Consider the following 17,605-nt stretch of genomic DNA (forward strand, 5'->3'; position numbering starts at 1 on the left):
GCCCTCTAAAAAAAGTAACTGTTAGGCTATAGTGAAAATGAATTTTCAACTTTGCTTTTGACATACCTTCTCATGGAAGAGTTTGCACTCTTCGTGGGTGTGAGGTGGATCGGAGCGCTAGTGGTCGAAGTGTGCAAACTCTTCGCTACGGGCTACGGGCGGGGTTCGTGTTTCCTGTTAGGTGTGATGTTAGCTAGCAGCCTCTCACCTTCTTTCCCGATTTTGTTAGGGCTATCGCAGTCCCATCAAAAACATCAGCCCCGGTAGTTTGCCGACGGTGCGGGCTAACTACTGGGGCTGAGTGAGACTGGTTTTTGACCTGTTAGGTTTCGTTAGATCCCGTGGTATTCCTGCAGGGTGGTCACTTGCAGTTCTTTTTCCTGCAGCGATTTGATGGCGAGCACGGAGGCTTCGGCGGCTGACAGGTTGGTGCAGTGGGAGACCTTGTTGGCCACGGCGCCGGAGCGGATGGTGACCTCATCGTTGCGTGCCTCGTGGCCGCTGGGGGTGTTGATGATGAAGTCGATCTCGCCGTTTTTCATCATGTCCATGACGTTCGGGCGTTTCTGCTCGGCCAGCTTGTAGAGGCGGTTCATTTCGATGCTTTCCTCCTTCAGACGCTTGTAGGTGCCGCCGGTGGCGAAGATCTGGAACCCGAGGGCGGAGAGATCGCGAGCGATAGGCACGGCGCGGTCTTTATCCCGATCGTTCACCGAGATGAACACATTGCCGCCGGTGGGCAGTGGGTTGAAGGCGCTGATCTGGGCCTTGGCGTAAGCCATGCCCATGTCCTGATCGATGCCCATGACTTCGCCGGTGGATTTCATTTCCGGTCCGAGCACAATGTCGATGCCGGGGAATCGTGGCCATGGGAAGACGGCCTCCTTCACGCAGTAGTGCTCGGGAAGCACTTCCTCGGTGAAGCCGAGTTCTTTCAGGGTCTTGCCGACCATGATCTTGGCAGCGAGTTTCGCCAGCGGCACGCCGATGGATTTGGAAACAAATGGCACGGTGCGAGATGCCCGTGGGTTCACCTCGATGACGTAGAGCTCTTCGTCTTTCACTGCGAACTGGATGTTCATCAGGCCGCGCACGTTGAGCTCGCGAGCGAGGTCCTTGGCAGCCTTGATGATCTGCTTCTGAATGTCGTCCGAGAGTGAGAAGGCGGGGATGACACAGGCGGAATCGCCCGAGTGGATACCGGCCTGCTCGATGTGCTGCATGATGGCACCGACCACGGAAGTTTCGCCGTCGGAAATACAATCGACATCAATCTCCTGGGCATTTTCCAGGAAGCGATCGACCAAGACGGGGCGGTCCGGGGAGACGTCCACGGCCTCGTTCATGTAGCGTGTCAGTTCCGTATCATTGTAAACGATCATCATGGCACGTCCGCCAAGCACGAAGGAAGGTCTAACAAGAACTGGGTAGCCGATTTCCTGTGCTACCTTCACTGCCTCTTCCGCGCTGGTGGCGGTGCCGGCTTCGGCTTGTTTCAGGCCAATCTTATCGAGCAATGCGGAGAAAAACTTCCGGTCCTCGGCGAGCTCGATATTCTTCGGTGACGTTCCCACGATGGGCACGCCGTGGCGTTCGAGATCGGCCGCGAGGTTCAGTGGAGTCTGGCCACCGAACTGGACGATCACGCCGTCCGGTTTTTCCTGGTCGCAGATGTTGAGCACGTCCTCGAGTGTTAGAGGCTCGAAGTAAAGTTTGTCGCTGGTGTCGTAATCGGTGGAAACGGTCTCGGGGTTCGAGTTCACCATCACGGTCTCGTAGTCCAGCTCCTTCAGGGCGAAGGCGGCGTGCACACAGCAGTAGTCAAACTCAATCCCTTGGCCGATCCTGTTAGGTCCGCCGCCGAGGATGACGATCTTTTTCTGATCGCTCTCGCGAGCTTCGTTTTCATCGCCGTAGGTGGAGTAGTAGTAAGGTGTGTGGGCCTCGAACTCAGCGGCGCAGGTATCGACCAAGCGGTAGGTCGGGATGATGCCGGCTTCCTTGCGTTCGGCGCGGACGTCGTCCTGGGAGATGCCGCGGGCGTTGGCGATCTGGATATCGGAGAATCCCCAACGTTTCGCCTTGCGCAGATCCATCTCGGCGAGGTTGTTGCCCTCATCGACGATTTGCTTCAGCTGCTCCAGGAACCAGACGTCGATGGTGGTGGCCTCGAAGACTTCGTCCACGGTCCAACCATTTTCAAAGGCGGACTTCAGCCAGAAGATGCGCTCGGCATTTGGCACGTGCAGTTTCCGTTCGATCACCTCGTAGGAAAGGTCCTGGGGATCCTTGCCATCGAAGCCGAATCCGAAACGACCGGTCTCTAACGAGCGCAGTGCTTTCTGCATCGACTCCTTGAAGGTGCGGCCGATGGCCATGGCTTCACCGACGGCCTTCATCTGAGTGGTCAGAACGGCGTCGGCGGTGGGGAATTTTTCAAAGGTGAAGCGTGGCAGCTTGGTGACCACGTAGTCGATGGTCGGCTCAAACGATGCCGGTGTCTCACGGGTGATATCGTTTGGCAGTTCGTCCAGGGTGTATCCCACGGCGAGCTTCGCAGCGATCTTGGCAATCGGGAATCCGGTGGCCTTTGACGCAAGTGCGGAGGAACGAGAAACCCGTGGGTTCATCTCGATCACGATGCAGCGGCCGTCCGCCGGGTTGACGGAGAACTGGATGTTCGACCCGCCGGTTTCCACACCAATCTCGCGGATGCAGGCGAATGAGGCATCGCGCATGATTTGGTATTCGCGATCTGTTAGGGTCTGTGCCGGAGCGACGGTGATGGAGTCGCCAGTGTGCACGCCCATGGGGTCGAGGTTTTCGATCGAGCAGATGACCACGCAGTTATCGGCGTTGTCGCGCATGACCTCCATCTCGTATTCCTTCCAGCCGAGCAGGCTTTCCTCGATCAGCACCTCATCGACAGGTGAGAGATCGATGCCGCGGGCGACGATGGTTTCAAATTCTTCTTTGTTGTAAGCGATGCCGCCACCGGATCCACCGAGGGTGAATGCCGGACGAATGATCAGTGGGAAGGCGCGGCCTGTGGTCTCGTGCAGTTCCTTGGCGATGACCTTGGCTTCTTCCATGGTGTGGGCGACACCACTCTGGGGAAGGTCCAGGCCAATTTTCAGCATGGCATCTTTAAAGCGCAGTCTGTCCTCGCCCTTATCGATGGCATCGGCGTTGGCACCGATCATGCGCACGCCGTGTTTATCCAGGGCGCCGGATTTGAACAAATCCATCGAGGTATTCAGCGCCGTCTGGCCACCGAGTGTCGGCAGCAGGGCGTCCGGCTTCTCGCGGATGATGATCTTTTCAACCACTTCGGGCGTGATGGGCTCGATGTAGGTCTTCGGTGCGAACTCCGGATCGGTCATGATCGTGGCCGGGTTGGAATTCACCAGAATGACTTCATATCCCTCCTCGCGCAGGGCTTTACAGGCTTGGACACCTGAATAATCAAACTCACATCCTTGTCCGATGACAATAGGGCCGGAGCCGATCACCAGAATTTTTTTGATAGTTTCGTCTTTGGGCATTAGGTCGTGCTAAATTTGAAGGATTTATGACGAGATCGCTCTCATTGTAAAGCCTCAGACGCTACGAATGTCACCTTTTTTTGAGCGCCCTCCCCTGCCGCTTGTCTATAGCTCCCATGAACTGGGTCTTTAGGTCAATTCTGGGACTGATGCTTTTCTCCGTCATCAACCAAGCGTCTTCCCAGGCCGCAGGTGTGCCAGTCGTCGCTGCCGATCCGGCACCACAACGCTTCCTCTCGGTGGCTGGCGAAGTCAAAAAGCCTGGCCGCGTCCCCTACCGCCGAGGTCGCACCCTACAGCAGGCGGTGACCGAAGCTGGCGGACCGACTGTTTTCGGTCGTCTGAACCGCGTCTATTTGTTGCGAAACGGCAAACGCTACCGCTACGATCTGAAGCAGGTTGCCCATCAAAAGCTGAAGGTGTATCCCGATGATGTCATCACCATCGGCGGCAAATAGCCCTATTCCACCTTCACGATCGCACCCGGTCTGACCAGGGTGGGGAATCGGGCGGCGTCCCAGTTCGAGAGACGAATGCAGCCAGCGCTGCGTGCGCGACCAATCGTGTTCGGATTGTTCGTGCCGTGAATGCCGATGCCGGACTTGGTCAGCCCGTTCCAGATAATGCCCACCGGGTTATTCGGCCCGGGAGGAATGGTCAGCGATTCCTTACCACGCACCCCTGTTTCCAGGAGTTTTTTGTCGTAGCGCCAGACTGGCAGCTCCACGCTGTTCTTCAGATTCCAAACGCCCTTGGGGATGAACTTTGTCTGGCCTGGTGTGATGGGGAAACTGGCCACCAGCTTGGGTTTGGCGGCCTGTATGGTGATGGCCCCTTCTTCATCGCTGGGCAGGATGAGCTGGTAAATGTAGACCTGCTTGGTGTTGGTATCCACCACCACGTGGCGCGCGGTCAGGTTGATCTCATTCTTGTGCGACTTGCCTGTTTTCAGATCTTCGATTTTAAAAGGCTCGATGTTCGGCACCTTGATCGCCATCCGCGCCTTGGCGTTGCGCATTTTGCTGTAGCCGTTGAGTTCCGAGAGCAGCTCCTCGGAGCAGTGGTAGCGCTCGGCCATGAACTCGAGCACGCTGCGGTAGGACATGTATTTGCGGGTCGCTTGCGCAGGGCGCTTGGTCGGCAGCGAGGAGTCGACATATTGATCGACAAAGGATGGCACGATCGCCGTGGCGTAAATTGTTTCCACCCCTTGAACCGATTCCTCCACCACACGCAAGTCATCGGCTGGTCGGCCAAGGCTTTCGTTGTAGTTCTCAATCGCAACCTTGGTGAAGTGGCCCGGCTTGCCATCAATGATCCCCGGACCGAAGAATTTCTGATCGAGGAAAATCTGCAAGCGCACGCCGCCATCGCGGTCTTTGGGGAGAGTGGGTTTGACCTCTTGCTTCTCGGCGGTGGCATCCGCAGCCTGAGCGGTCGGCTGTTTTTCCGCCGTCGTCAGTGCTTTGGCTGCGGGCGCAGTCGGCGTGGCCGGTTCGTCTTCTTCCACCACAATCGCTTTCTTCGGCAGCGGTGGGTCCACTTGAATGGTTTTTTCTGTTAGGGTGCGCAGAGTCTCTTCGGCCGCCAGTGGCGTCGTCAGCAAGGCACCTAACAGAAGGGCTGGGATAAGGTCGAATTTCATGTTCGTAATGATAGAGGCGAGATACTGGCAGATTGCCACATTTTTGATCACATGCGAATGGAATCTGCCATGTCAGATGAATTAAGCATCCACGCAGAACTCCGCGATCTTGCCTGCAATGGCAGCCGGCACAATGGCGGTGAGTAGCATGTCATTGCCCTCATACTCAGTGCTCAGCACCTTGGCGTCGCGGTGCAGCAGGCCTGGGATATCGCCGCGACTCTGGGGAATACGGTACGTGCGCGTGGTCACCCGATCAGCGAGCATTTCCGAGCACCTCGCCATCAGTGTGTCCATACCTTCGCCGGTCTTGGCACTGACCGAGATGGTATTTGGGAAAGAAACCTCCAGTCCGGCAAGCTTCACCGGATCGTTCAGGGCATCGATTTTATTCAGCACCGTGATCACCGGCTTGTCCCCCGCCCCGAGTTCCTCGAGGACTTCCATCGTGGTCTTGTAAAATTTCTCGATTTCCGGCGAGGAGGCATCGAGCACGTGGATGATGAAATCTGCTAGCACCGATTCCTCAAGGGTGGCTTTGAAGGCCTCGACGAGTCGGTGCGGCAGGTTGCGGACGAAGCCCACGGTGTCGGTGAGTAGCAGCGGTTGGCCATCGGGCAGTTCAATCGCACGGGTCGTGGTGTCGAGCGTGGCGAACAGCATGTCCTTGGCCATGATGTCTGCGCCGGAAATCTGATTTAGCAGGGTGGATTTCCCCGCATTGGTGTAGCCAGCGATCGCGGCGCAGGGCGTGCTCTGCTTCTCGCGCTCTTTGCGTCGGGTGTCGCGCTGCTTTCTGACCTCTGCCAGTTCGCGTTTGCATTGATCAATGCGCGTGCGTGCGAGTCGGCGGTCGACCTCAATCTGCTGCTCCCCCATTCCCCGGGATGCTCCACCGCCACCTTTGCCACCGCCGCCTTCTCGGTCGAGGTGACCCCACATCCTGGTCAGGCGTGGCAGTGAGTATTGCATTCTGGCGAGGTCGACCTGCAGTCGGGCCTCTCTGGTTTGGGCGCGTTTGGAGAAAATATCGAGAATCACCTCTTCGCGGTCGATCACACACATGTCGGCCAGTTCTTCCCAGTTGCGTTGCTGGGAGGGTAGGAACATGTTGTCGAAGACAATGCAGTCGCACTCGTGGGCGCGAGCCAGCTCCACCACTTCGGCAGCCTTGCCAGTTCCGCAAAGGTATTTCTTATGCAGCGATCGGGTGAAAACCAAAAGCGATTCGGCCACGCCGATCCCTAGGGTGCTGACAAGTTCACCCAGTTCCTCGAGCAGTGAGGCATCTTCTTCTTCCTCTCTGCGATCTGCACAAATTCTGACGAGCAACGCGCGCTCGACCATTTCCGGTTTATCCCTGACCTCGAACATAGACAAAACCAATGCCCTAAATCACCCACAGGCGCAAGTCCTGCATCGCTCATCTCGGTCACTGCGGGAAAAACCGGAAATTGTTCCACGTGGAACGTTTCACGTCTAGGATTCCTTCACCGGGATCACGAGGGTCGGTAATTTCGCTTTGCGCACACATCCCTCGGCCACACTTCCAAGAAACAGACTGCCGAGCACGCCGTGACCGTGAGAGCCGAGCACCAATAGGTCTGCTCCGCACTCATCGGCAAATTCAAGGATGGTATGCAAAGGCGAGCCCTGAAGGAGGTTTGTCTGCACGCCTTCCACGCCAGAGCTGTCGGCATATTCGCGAAGTTGAACTTCGGCACGACTGACCGTTTCCTGCTGCACCTGGGCCAATACCGGAAACTCTTCCGGGGTGAAACCGTAGGCGGCGTAGCTAGGTTGCGATTCCACGACGTGAACGAGATGAAGGGTGGCTCCAAAGGACTTGGCCATCTTTTCGGCGGCTTTGATTACGACCATGCTGGCATCCGAAAAATCCACTGCTGCTATCATTGTTTTCATAACGACCGTATCTATCATATTTCCCTCACAAACTCAAGCATACGGACTGGCTCTGAAAAAAAGTTCCACGTGGAACAATAGAGATGCAACGTGGTGATATATCTGCCTATCTTAGCAGAAACTCTAAGGCTCCAGACATGTCGGCATTTCAGGTTTGAATCCTGTTCGTTCCCAGCTACATAGCTCAGCGTGTTCATCTACCCAAAAACATACGACGTCCTCGTCATCGGTGCCGGCCACGCCGGAGTTGAAGCTGCCCTCGCCGCCGCCCGACTCGGCTGCAGCGTAGCCGTGCTCACCCAGAACCTCGACACTATCGGCGCCATGTCCTGCAACCCAGCCATCGGTGGTTTGGCAAAAGGACACATGGTCCGCGAAATCGATGCTCTCGGCGGTGCCATGGGACTGAACACAGACGCCACAGGTATCCAATTCCGTATGCTCAACGCAGGTAAAGGCCCGTCCGTCCGCGCTCCCCGTGCCCAGTGCGATAAAAAAGCTTACCAATTCCGGATCAAACACACCCTGGAGTCCACGCCCGGAATCGACCTCCATCAGGCCAATGTCGCGGAGATCCTCGTGCACGACGACGAAATCACAGGTGTCACCACCTCCCTCCAGATGCAGATCAACGCCAAGTCGGTCGTGCTCTCAGCCGGCACCTTCATGCGCGGACTGATGCATGTGGGTTTGAAAAATGAAAAAGGCGGCCGCATGGGCGACGCCACTTCCACCGTCTCTGACTCCCTCCACAAACTCGGCTTCGAAGTGGACCGATTCAAAACAGGCACTCCATGCCGCATCAACGGCAAGTCCATCGACTTCTCCAAAACCGAAGCCCAAAACGGTGACAACCCACCACCCTTCTTCTCCTACCTGGCCGATACCCTCACCAAGTCCCCCAACGACCTCCATACCCTCAACGGCCACCTCATCGCCGAAGGCGACAAACTGTTGTCGTCTGAGCACCAGTCACTGACCACCGGCAAAACGTTCCACGTGGAACAAATCCCCTGTCACATCACCTGGACCACGCCTAAAACCCACGACATCATCCGCAACAACCTGGATAAATCCCCGATGTATTGCGGCAAAATCGAAGGTCCCGGCCCCCGCTACTGCCCGTCCATCGAGGACAAGGTGGTCAAGTTTGCCGAAAAAGAACGCCACCAGGTCTTCCTGGAACCCGAGGGTCGTCACACTCACGAATACTACATCAACGGTGTATCCACCTCCCTCCCCTACGACGTCCAACTCGACTTCATCCACTCCATCCCCGGACTGGAAAATGCCCAGATCATCCGACCCGGCTACGCCGTCGAATACGATTACTGCCCACCCACCCAGCTCTCCCCAACCTTGGAAACCAAGAAAATCGCCGGTCTTTACTTCGCCGGACAGATCAACGGCACCTCCGGATACGAGGAAGCTGCCGGCCAAGGACTGATCGCAGGAACCAATGCCGCCCTGAAAATCCTCGGAAAACCCGACTTCATCCTCCGCCGTGACCAAGCCTACCTAGGTGTCATGATTGATGACCTCGTCACCAAAGGCACCACCGAGCCCTACCGCATGTTCACCTCCCGCGCGGAATACCGACTGCTCCTGCGCCAGGACAATGCCGACCTCCGCCTGACACCTCTCGCAGTGGAAAATGGACTCGTCACCGGCCTCCGCGCCGACCGCATTCAGCAGAAAATCACAGACCTCGACGCCGCCAAAAAGCTCGTCCCCACCATCTCCCACGAGGGCGTCAAACTCGATCACTGGTTCCGCCGATCCGAAAACAGCTACACTTCCCTCCCCCCCGAGATCCTCGATCAAGCCCCGGCCCACCTCTGGTCACTCATCGAAACCGACTTCAAATACGCCGGTCACCTCGACCGCCAACAGGCCCAAATCGATCGTCTCAACCGCATGGAAGACAAGCGAATCCCGGAGAAATTCGACTACAACAAGGTCAACGGTCTCAAAGCCGAAGCCCGTCACCACCTCTCCACCATCCGCCCCACCACCATCGGCCAGGCCTCCCGCATCTCCGGAATCACCCCCGCAGACATCGCCATCTTAGCCATCGCCCTAAGAAAGTAGCCAAATCCACGGTAAAAACCGTGCCGGAAAAGGCGTCACTCCCCCCTCGAATGCCCCCCAAATGGGGTTCATAAAGCAGCCGGAAGTGACCAAATAGCAGCTCAGCTGCTGGTCACCGAGTGCCCATCGAGTAGTCATCGAGTAGTCATCGAGTAGTCATCGAGTAGTCATCGAGTAGTCATCGAGTAGTCATCGAGTAGTCAAAACGACCTCCGCGAACTCATCAAAGCCCACCTGGCTCGAAAAAAATACCTCCCATTCCTCCTATCAGTCCTATTTTTCCAAGGCAAATCTCCAAATCACAATTCAAACAAAGTTTCGCTACATAAGCTACCAAAACGCCAAAAACCCTACCAAATAGCCAAAAAACACCCCAAAAAACCATGGTTTTAGGTAAAGTCATTAACGACCTTCTGTAGAACGGGTTACGCCTTGTTAGTTACCGTTTTAACCCCCTGAGAATCGCACAAAAAACCACCCCCTGCACAACCACCCTATCCATTCAAATCCACAGCCCTAAAACTACTAAACAAACCCAAAACACTACCCCTCCCCCACCGCCAAAAAATCCCCGCTCCTGATAACTCCCACCAAGGAGCCCCATCCAAATATCTCCCATCGCTCCCTTCTGCTTAATCATCCCCAGCAAAAAAACTCATCCCTTACTTTCTATCCAGCACCCAACGACCACAGTCCCCTCAAAAAAAACTTCCGTGCCTTCCGTGGTTCCCCAACCGAACCATCAACCAAGCCACCTTTAGCGTCTTTCGCCCATTTCGCGGTCAAAAAACTACACAAGCCCAGGGGTCATCATCCCCAGAAAAAAACTACTCATCCAATAATTTCTATCCAGCACCCCGCGACCACGGCCCCAGCAAAAAAAACTTCCGTGTCTTCCGTGGTTCCCCAACCGCACCATCAACCAAGCCACCTTTAGCGCCTTTCGCCCATTTCGCGGTCAAAAAACTACAACCCCAGGAATTAACAACCCCAGCAAAAATTCTGTTCATTCTGTGAATTCTGTCCAGCGCCCCGCGACTGCGGGGCATCATCCCCAGCAAAATTCGCCCAATTCGCAAGATTCGCGGTCACCCACAAAAAAATTACCAGTTCCCAAACCCCAACAATTCCCCCATTCTCACGGCATGAAAAGATTGTTCATCCCATGCATTATCCTCGCCAGCGTCGCGTGCAAAAAGCAAGTCACCAACCCCTCACAGGAACTCAACTCCCCTCCCCCACCGCAGTCGCCCCCAATTTCCGGGCAATCTGAAGAAAAAACGTCACCATCCCAGACGATCGAACACCTCCGCGTTCATCTCTCACTCAATCCGGAAAACAAACCGGCACTCGCCAAACAAAAGTTTGCATCCACCCCCATCAGCCAAGACGAAGCAGAGCAAGCGATCCAACTTCTGTTCAAAGACCGCGTCACCACCCTCCGCGCCGAACGCAAAAAAGAGTTCGATGCCAAAGCCATCACCTTGGGCGATCAAACCCTCCGCTACGATTACCGCATCACCGGCAATCAACCCGAAGACGGGCATTCGCTGTATATTTCCATGCACGGCGGCGGTGGAGCTCCCGCAAAAGTGAATGATCAACAGTGGGCCAATCAAATCAAACTCTATGAGCCGAAAGAGGGAATTTACCTGGCGCCCAGAGCACCCACCGACACCTGGAACCTCTGGCACCGTGATCACATTGATCCCCTTTTCGATCGATTGATCGAAAACTTCATCACCTTCAAAGGTATCAACCCGAACAAGGTATACATCATGGGCTATTCCGCCGGTGGCGACGGCACCTATCAGCTTGCCCCACGCATGGCCGACCGCTGGGCCGCCGCGGCAATGATGGCCGGTCATCCGGGCGATGCTAAAACGTATAATCTACGCAACCTCCCCTACTTCATCCAATGCGGAGGTAAGGACAATGCCTACAACCGTGCGAAACTCGCTGCCGATTGGGGACGGAAGTTAGACCAACTCGCAGAAGCCAACCCCGGCAGCTACCCACACAAAACCGTCATCTATCCGGACTACGGTCACTGGATGCAACGCGCCGACCGACAAGCGGTCCCGTGGATGGCCGAATTCACACGAAATCCATGGCCGAAGAAAATCCACTGGTATCAAGACAACGCCACCCACACACGCTTTTACTGGTTGGAAAATACTGCTCCCAAAGCCAAACAGCTGATCACCGCAGAAATTGATTTGGAAAACCCACAAACAATCATCCTAACCATAGGCGACTCCCAAGGCGAACTGGCTATCAATGCCATCAACTCCAAAAAACCAGGAGCCGAGGATGGCCGCCAGCAATTTCCCCCAATCGAATCCATCACCCTCCGACTATCCGATCAACTCATCGACCTGGATAAACCGCTAACAGTCAGAAAGTCAGACGGAACAACCCTCTGTCAAGGCAAAGTCCACCGCAGCATCGAAGCCATCGCAACATCCCTCACCCAGCGACCGGACCCAAGCAGCGCCGCCACCGCCACGCTCACCCTGGACCTCAACCAAGCGCAACCCTAGTATCTAAAGAGCACAGCACCAAACCCCCACTCACCACCAACGCCTACTAATCCTCCCTTTCAATCTCGACACCGCCCATGATTTTGCCAAAATAATCTAACGTGTTAGAAAATCTAACCACCCCCACCCCCTCAAACCCCACCCATTGGTTTCCGCCCCCAAGCAGATCGACCAACGGCGGCAGCCTACCCATAAATCCCCTAGCTCCCACAAATCTCACCTGACTCATCATCCCCAAAACATTCACAACCGCACCCTCCATAGCGCGATCATAATAGGGTAAAACCACGCAACCAAGGCCCCCCCCAAAAAAACTTCCGTGCCCTCCGTGCCATTCCGTGGTTCTCAAATGAATCCATCCACCAAGCAACTTTTAGAGTCTTTCCCCTATTTCGCGGTCAAAAACACACAAGCCTAGGAGTCATCATCCTCAGCAAAAATTTTGTCCATTCTGTAAATTCTGTCTAGCGCCCCGCGACTGCGGGGCATCAACCTAAGTAAAGAAATTCGTCCAATTAGCAAGATTCGCGGTCCCTAAAGTCCATCCAAAGGACTCCGAACAACATCTCCAGGCCGATTCAACACATGCGTATAAATCATCGTGGTAGACACATCTGCATGGCCTAACAACTCCTGCACCGTCCGAATATCCTGCCCGCGCTGCAGTAAATGTGTCGCAAACGAATGCCTCAAAGTATGGCAGCTAACACGTTTCAAAAGACCAGCGCCATTGACCGCTTTCTTCAAAGCCCGTTGCACCACCGTCTCGCTTAAATGATGCCGCCGCACAACCCCCGTCTTGGGATCTTGCGATAACTTTTCGCTTGGAAACAACCACATCCACGACAGCGATTTGGCTGCCGACGGCTGCTTCACCGCCAGAGCATCCGGCATCCACACGCCCGCAGTGCCGGATCTAACGTCCGCCTCTTGAATCAGGCGAACCTGTTCAATTTGTTCCTGCAAACTCGCTACCAACGATCGAGGAAGAGGCGTATGCCTGGACTTTCCGCCCTTGCCGCGAACCACTTCGATATAACCATTTTCGAAATCAATATCTTTCACGCGCAATCGCATACATTCCATCAAGCGTAAACCTGCCCCATACATTAGCTTCGCCATCAGAAGCGACACACCTTCCATCTGACTGAGAACACGCAGCACCTCGCCCTCACTCATGACCACCGGCAGCGCCTTCCTTCCGGACCCTTTGCAAAAATCACCGAGGCTGAATTCTTCTAGTAAAAAGACCGATTTATACAAGAACGCCAGTGCATTGACAGCCTGCTTCTGGGTGTTCACCCCCACCCGACGCTCCATCGCTAAATACGTCAGAAACCGAGTCGCCGCGTCAGCATCCGGTTTGCCATCGAAACCTTCGGCCGCATACCAGCGGAAAAAATCCACCACCCAATTGGTGTAAGTTTCCTCAGTCCGAAGCGCATAGCGCCGCACACGCAACTTCACGATCAGCTGTTCAACCCACTGCGCCGCATCCCCCTTGATCCCGGACGCTACGATCGCCTTTTCCCTCTGATCAGGCGATAACTCACGTGCCAAATCCTCATGAAGCGGCTCATAGCTATCGATCCGACTGTAAACCACCTGCCAGTTCATCGTCACCGCCCACTTGCTCTTCAAAATATCACGGTGCGCCCAGCACACGGCCTGCACCGCCTGCTTCATCTGCCATGGCTCCATCACCCGGCCCATGAAATCAATCCAGCGCATCAAACGCTCGTCACCAGAAAGCTGTGACCACTCCACCGACTTACGAGCCTCCGCCTGACGCCCCAAAACATACTCCACCGTCCCCTCCACAGCCCCAGGAGCCGTCCCAGCGTCAGTCCTATCAGTCTCATCTGAGCGACCACCCGGCCTCCCCCCCTGCTCCCGACAAAACTTCGCTTCTCTACGGTAAAACTCAGCCCATCGCTCAAGATGCCGACCATAGTAAACAAAAGATGCCTGCGGGATCTTCTTTTTAGCCAGCAAAACCAGATACTTCTCCCAGAACGCACTACCACGCAACGCCTCAGAGAGCGCCTCAAGGCCACCTCCACCACCCCGGGATGCACTCCCCCCAGCCAGCCCTCCAGATCCACCCCCAGACTCGTCGCCAGCCTTACTGCCAGCTTTATCGCCTGACCAACCCCCATAATCACTCCCATCCTCACGCAGCAACGCAACGTCCGCACAATCCCCGTCAAGCGGATCCCCATCAGATCTCCGCACTCGTGCCCATCCTGCGGACGGCTCATCAAACAAACCAGCAAGCCATAGAGCCGTCACCGGCACCGCCGACAACGCCCGAGCCTCCAACCAATCCTCAACATCTCCCACCAGTCCATCCAAAGCCTCAGTCCCAGCCCCCTTCCCATCGAACAAGCCCGTTCGCCCAAACAAAGTCGTTCCCAAGGCCCCTGCTCCACCCTCGCGCGGCGGCATGGCCTCCTGACACCCTGCCTCCTGACACCCTGCCTCCTGACACCCTGCCTCCTGACACCCTGCCTCCTGACACCCTGCCTCCTGACACCCTGCCTCCTGTATGCCAGCTCTTCGTGTGCCATCCTTCTGGCCAGAACGCACCACACCCTGCCCATGATCTCTACGTTCAAAAACACAGTCACTATTCTCACGATAAAAATACTCACTAGAACACATGTTCAATAGAGTAATATTATTACATCGCAAGTCAACATGATTTTAGCCAGGAGAATCAAACGTCAGCCCGTCTAATCACTCAACATAAGATCCTTACCCTGATAAAACAATGCTTCAGAGCTACGTGGCAATGAACTAGCACTAGGTCAAAAATAGAGCAAAAGCCCTAAAATCCCTCACAGCTCGCCCAAAACAGCAGGCCCAAGCCTATGAAATCCCCAATCAAAAAAGACTATTTCACCCGAGATAGACAACCGGTCGTCTATCCCATTAACTACGACCAGTCGTCCATTTAACTGTTAGATAAGAATAAGAATTCTGAGTCTCCGCGTTCGTGGGCACGCCGATGGGCAGCTGTTCGGTTTCTGCATCATGATTCGCTCACTCATCATCATGCGGCACCCGCTGCGAGATGGGCACGTTTCAGAAGAGAGAGCAGGGTCAAGCGCCAGGGTAACGCATCACGGATTCCGGAACGTTCCTTCGTCACTTCTTCCTCCATCCGTCATGCTGGCCGACGTTATCTCACTGGTATGAATTCTGACAGATCGTCGGCGAGATGTAGAAGAACCTTCGAGCCATTGGTCAGCAGCACACCATTCGACGGTGAAAGACGTATTGATACCCTCGGATCTAACAAGTCATTGCGGCCGACCGGATACCGTTTCTAGTCCGAGAAACTTTCTACAGGCATGGGACATTCTACATATTCGACCATTGATTTATCGGCGGCCGAATTTTACGTTAGCCAATAATAATATGAAGACACTACTAATAATGCTTCTCGCTGTATCAGCATGTATGGCTGAACAACATAAATACGAAGCACGGAAAAAGAATCATGCCGTTCACACCAAATATTTTAATAACTTATCAAAGGTCAAGTTAACTAAAATTGTAATTACTAAGGTGCATTTTTCAGAAGCTATATTTTATCTTAGTAAGGGCGCTGAAGCCAAGCGGAAGACAGGCTATTTTGATTTTGGAATCAGCTATCCAATGGAGATTGGGGACGCTTCCAACAACCCATTCACAGAGTCACCCGAAGAGAAGAAGAAATATGACACTCTAGTTTCATTGAAGAAGAGTGGTATGTCGATTATGGATGCTGTTGACGTTATCTGCAAGCAAGCTGGATATGTGTGGTCTGTAGACTTCGATGAGAAGGGTAAAGCTTGGGTGACGATTGAATATGCAAAAAAATAGGGCTAACAAGTCGCTGCATCCGACTGTTAACCGTTCGCAGTCCGAGGACATTTTACAGTTAAAACCATACTCGATTTGCGGCGGTTTTACACACAGCGGTTGAGCTTTACGTTCGGCTATAATAATGCACGCATACGATTTGGCGTAACGGTGATGGATCGCTGAATGGATTCTAGGTTGCTTTGAATCACAAGACTTCGGCGAAGTTGGTTCCTGTTGAAGAGGTTGTTGCCGCCTGATCCACGAATTCTGAATGTTGACATAGAGTAGTTTGATCCATCTGGCGCATAGTTTTACTCCGTGGTTCTATTTTGATATTTCACACGTTGCCTCATATCCTCTGCTCATGGCTAGAGCGGTCGGAGTATATGGTTGGTGATCGTCGTTCGCGTTGGTCATTTGTTTGAGAAAAATTTGCCGAACAATTCGCTGCATCCGACCGGATACCGTCCGTAGTCGGAGGCAGGTTTTACAGGCATGAGACACACTAGATTCTCGACCGTTGATTGATCGGCGGTTGAGCTTTACGTTAGACAATAATAAGAAATTAAGAGCCAGGGGATTGGTCGCACGTTATTTAACATCACGCGCATCGCGATACGAAGTAGACTCTCTGGTTCCGACTAGTAAGATTGGCTCAAGGTAATTTTGCCCTCGTTCATGGACGAAGATCACGTAACTACCCAGTCGTGAAAATGATGAATGAGACGTTAATGTTTTGACCCGTTTTCCTGAAGAATCTGGTCTAACAAGGCGGTTCAGACGACTGTTAACCGTTCGTAGTCGGGAGTCATTTTACAGTTAAGAATTTGAATGGTTGGCGACTATTTTACACGCAGCGGCTGACCTCTACGTTAGGCAATAATAGGAAATGAATCACGAGAAACGACATAAAGAAATATTCGATCATGGATACAGGTCAATAGGCAGGGTTGTATACTATTTTCAGCAGCTAGAGTGCGAGCTGGCCAGTGCTGTATCATTCCTTATTGATCCGACTGATGGTGATGGAGCGGATATAGTAGTATGTGAGCTATCTTTTAAGCAGTTGGCCCATATTGGATACTCCCTATTTGATAGGTATGATATTCCTGATAAGGAAGAGCATTTAAAGGAGTGGCAAAGGGTGTTAGGACTATGTTTGAACGCAGAAAATCGTAGGAACCAATTAGTCCACTCTAATTTCTATGCTTCGTATATCAGCGGTCCAGATAACATGGAGTTCATCCGATATAAGAAGACAGCGAAATTCAAGAAGGGGAGCAGACACGTAGATGAACAAATAGACGACGAGGCTGTTAACAGCTACCTGGATGACATAGGTGGTGTTGTAGATTTGATAACGACCTGCATGGATAACGCCTTTCCCGATTGGACACATCGGCAGTGGACTCAAAAATGAGCCTAACAAGACGCTGCATCCGACTGTTAACCGTTCGTAGTCGGAGGACATTTTACAGTTAAAACCATGCTCGATATTCGACTGTTTTACACGCAGCGGTTGAGCTCTACGTTAGGCTAAAAGGAATCAATTTCTAAATATAACTTCATCTTTCTTTTCCAATGCTGACCCCATTTACGTAATAATGACGCTTCAGCTCTTGTTTTTTCTAATTTCCCTTCAATTGGCAATAGGCTTTTCTTTAAAGCCTCTAGTAATTTATCGTTTTCGATTGGACTTGTGCACGTTCTAAGCTCATCAATTAATGATAGCGCCTCTTCAACGTGCTCTATTGACTCTATTATTAAAGGGCACAAGTGTTCTGGTTCATTCATAATAAATCCAGCCTAACAAGTCGCTGCATCCGACCGTTGACCGTTTACTGTTTGTGTATTTCCTGATATAAGTATTTTAATGTTGTGCCGCTCGCTCAGAGCGGCGGTTGAGCTTTGCGTTAGATAAGAATAAGAATTCTGAGTCTCCGCGTTCGTGGGCACGCCGATGGGCAGCTGTTCGGTTTCTGCATCATGATTCGCACACTATCATC

11 protein-coding genes are annotated in these 17,605 nt (G+C 53.6%); 5 read left to right on the forward strand and 6 right to left on the reverse strand.

Annotation, left to right across the window (positions count from 1 at the left end; all coding sequences use genetic code 11):
* Positions 1-332: 332 nt before the first annotated feature.
* Positions 333-3,545, reverse strand: a complete 3,213-nt coding sequence (carB, locus tag JO972_RS16375; protein ID WP_309491167.1) for a carbamoyl-phosphate synthase large subunit — start codon at positions 3,543-3,545, stop codon at positions 333-335.
* A gap of 116 nt (positions 3,546-3,661) precedes the next feature.
* On the opposite strand from carB, the gene JO972_RS16380 reads away from it, so the two are divergent.
* On the forward strand, positions 3,662-4,003 hold the full coding sequence (locus tag JO972_RS16380) for a polysaccharide biosynthesis/export family protein (protein WP_309491168.1): 342 nt from the start codon (positions 3,662-3,664) through the stop codon (positions 4,001-4,003).
* Between the two features lie 2 nt (positions 4,004-4,005).
* Here JO972_RS16380 and JO972_RS16385 read toward each other — a convergent pair whose 3' ends face one another.
* From JO972_RS16385 to JO972_RS16395, 3 genes are all read right to left on the reverse strand, one after another.
* Positions 4,006-5,190: a L,D-transpeptidase gene (locus JO972_RS16385; RefSeq protein WP_309491169.1), complete on the reverse strand. Its 1,185-nt coding sequence runs from the start codon at positions 5,188-5,190 to the stop codon at positions 4,006-4,008.
* An 81-nt stretch (positions 5,191-5,271) separates the two neighbouring features.
* Positions 5,272-6,564, reverse strand: coding sequence for a GTPase HflX (gene hflX, locus JO972_RS16390; protein WP_309491170.1), 1,293 nt, complete (start codon positions 6,562-6,564; stop codon positions 5,272-5,274).
* Between the two features lie 105 nt (positions 6,565-6,669).
* Positions 6,670-7,113 carry a universal stress protein gene (locus JO972_RS16395; RefSeq protein WP_309491171.1) on the reverse strand — a complete coding sequence of 148 codons (444 nt, stop codon included), beginning with the start codon at positions 7,111-7,113 and terminating at the stop codon, positions 6,670-6,672.
* A 189-nt stretch (positions 7,114-7,302) separates the two neighbouring features.
* On the opposite strand from JO972_RS16395, the gene JO972_RS16400 reads away from it, so the two are divergent.
* Positions 7,303-9,204, forward strand: coding sequence for a tRNA uridine-5-carboxymethylaminomethyl modification enzyme MnmG/GidA (locus tag JO972_RS16400; protein ID WP_309491172.1), 1,902 nt, complete (start codon positions 7,303-7,305; stop codon positions 9,202-9,204).
* Positions 9,205-10,349: 1,145 nt separating this feature from the next.
* The gene (locus JO972_RS16405) at positions 10,350-11,747 is read left to right on the forward strand and encodes a dienelactone hydrolase family protein (RefSeq protein ID WP_309491173.1); all 1,398 of its coding nucleotides are present in this window, start codon (positions 10,350-10,352) and stop codon (positions 11,745-11,747) included.
* A 534-nt stretch (positions 11,748-12,281) separates the two neighbouring features.
* On the opposite strand, the gene JO972_RS16410 is transcribed toward JO972_RS16405, so the two are convergent.
* Positions 12,282-14,195 (reverse strand): integron integrase, encoded by a 1,914-nt coding sequence (locus tag JO972_RS16410; RefSeq protein ID WP_309491174.1) that lies wholly within the window; start codon positions 14,193-14,195, stop codon positions 12,282-12,284.
* 975 nt (positions 14,196-15,170) lie between these two features.
* On the opposite strand from JO972_RS16410, the gene JO972_RS16415 reads away from it, so the two are divergent.
* The gene (locus tag JO972_RS16415; protein ID WP_309491175.1) at positions 15,171-15,617 is read left to right on the forward strand and encodes a hypothetical protein; all 447 of its coding nucleotides are present in this window, start codon (positions 15,171-15,173) and stop codon (positions 15,615-15,617) included.
* 871 nt (positions 15,618-16,488) lie between these two features.
* Positions 16,489-17,019 (forward strand): hypothetical protein, encoded by a 531-nt coding sequence (locus JO972_RS16420; RefSeq protein WP_309491176.1) that lies wholly within the window; start codon positions 16,489-16,491, stop codon positions 17,017-17,019.
* A gap of 116 nt (positions 17,020-17,135) precedes the next feature.
* Here JO972_RS16420 and JO972_RS16425 read toward each other — a convergent pair whose 3' ends face one another.
* Positions 17,136-17,393: a hypothetical protein gene (locus tag JO972_RS16425; protein WP_309491177.1), complete on the reverse strand. Its 258-nt coding sequence runs from the start codon at positions 17,391-17,393 to the stop codon at positions 17,136-17,138.
* Positions 17,394-17,605: the final 212 nt, after the last annotated feature.

The sequence above is a fragment of the Oceaniferula flava genome (assembly GCF_016811075.1).
Lineage (GTDB): Bacteria > Verrucomicrobiota > Verrucomicrobiia > Verrucomicrobiales > Akkermansiaceae > Oceaniferula > Oceaniferula flava.

Excerpts from the sequence above, each read along its gene's own strand:
- JO972_RS16410 (WP_309491174.1), bottom strand. The coding sequence starts at position 14,195 with ATGCCGCCGCGCGAGGGTGGAGCAGGGGCCTTGGGAACGACTTTGTTT.
- JO972_RS16425 (WP_309491177.1), bottom strand. The coding sequence starts at position 17,393 with ATGAATGAACCAGAACACTTGTGCCCTTTAATAATAGAGTCAATAGAG.
- hflX (WP_309491170.1), bottom strand. The coding sequence starts at position 6,564 with ATGTTCGAGGTCAGGGATAAACCGGAAATGGTCGAGCGCGCGTTGCTC.
- JO972_RS16385 (WP_309491169.1), bottom strand. The coding sequence starts at position 5,190 with ATGAAATTCGACCTTATCCCAGCCCTTCTGTTAGGTGCCTTGCTGACG.
- JO972_RS16380 (WP_309491168.1), top strand. The coding sequence starts at position 3,662 with ATGAACTGGGTCTTTAGGTCAATTCTGGGACTGATGCTTTTCTCCGTC.
- JO972_RS16405 (WP_309491173.1), top strand. The coding sequence starts at position 10,350 with ATGAAAAGATTGTTCATCCCATGCATTATCCTCGCCAGCGTCGCGTGC.
- JO972_RS16420 (WP_309491176.1), top strand. The coding sequence starts at position 16,489 with ATGAATCACGAGAAACGACATAAAGAAATATTCGATCATGGATACAGG.
- JO972_RS16415 (WP_309491175.1), top strand. The coding sequence starts at position 15,171 with ATGAAGACACTACTAATAATGCTTCTCGCTGTATCAGCATGTATGGCT.
- JO972_RS16395 (WP_309491171.1), bottom strand. The coding sequence starts at position 7,113 with ATGAAAACAATGATAGCAGCAGTGGATTTTTCGGATGCCAGCATGGTC.
- carB (WP_309491167.1), bottom strand. The coding sequence starts at position 3,545 with ATGCCCAAAGACGAAACTATCAAAAAAATTCTGGTGATCGGCTCCGGC.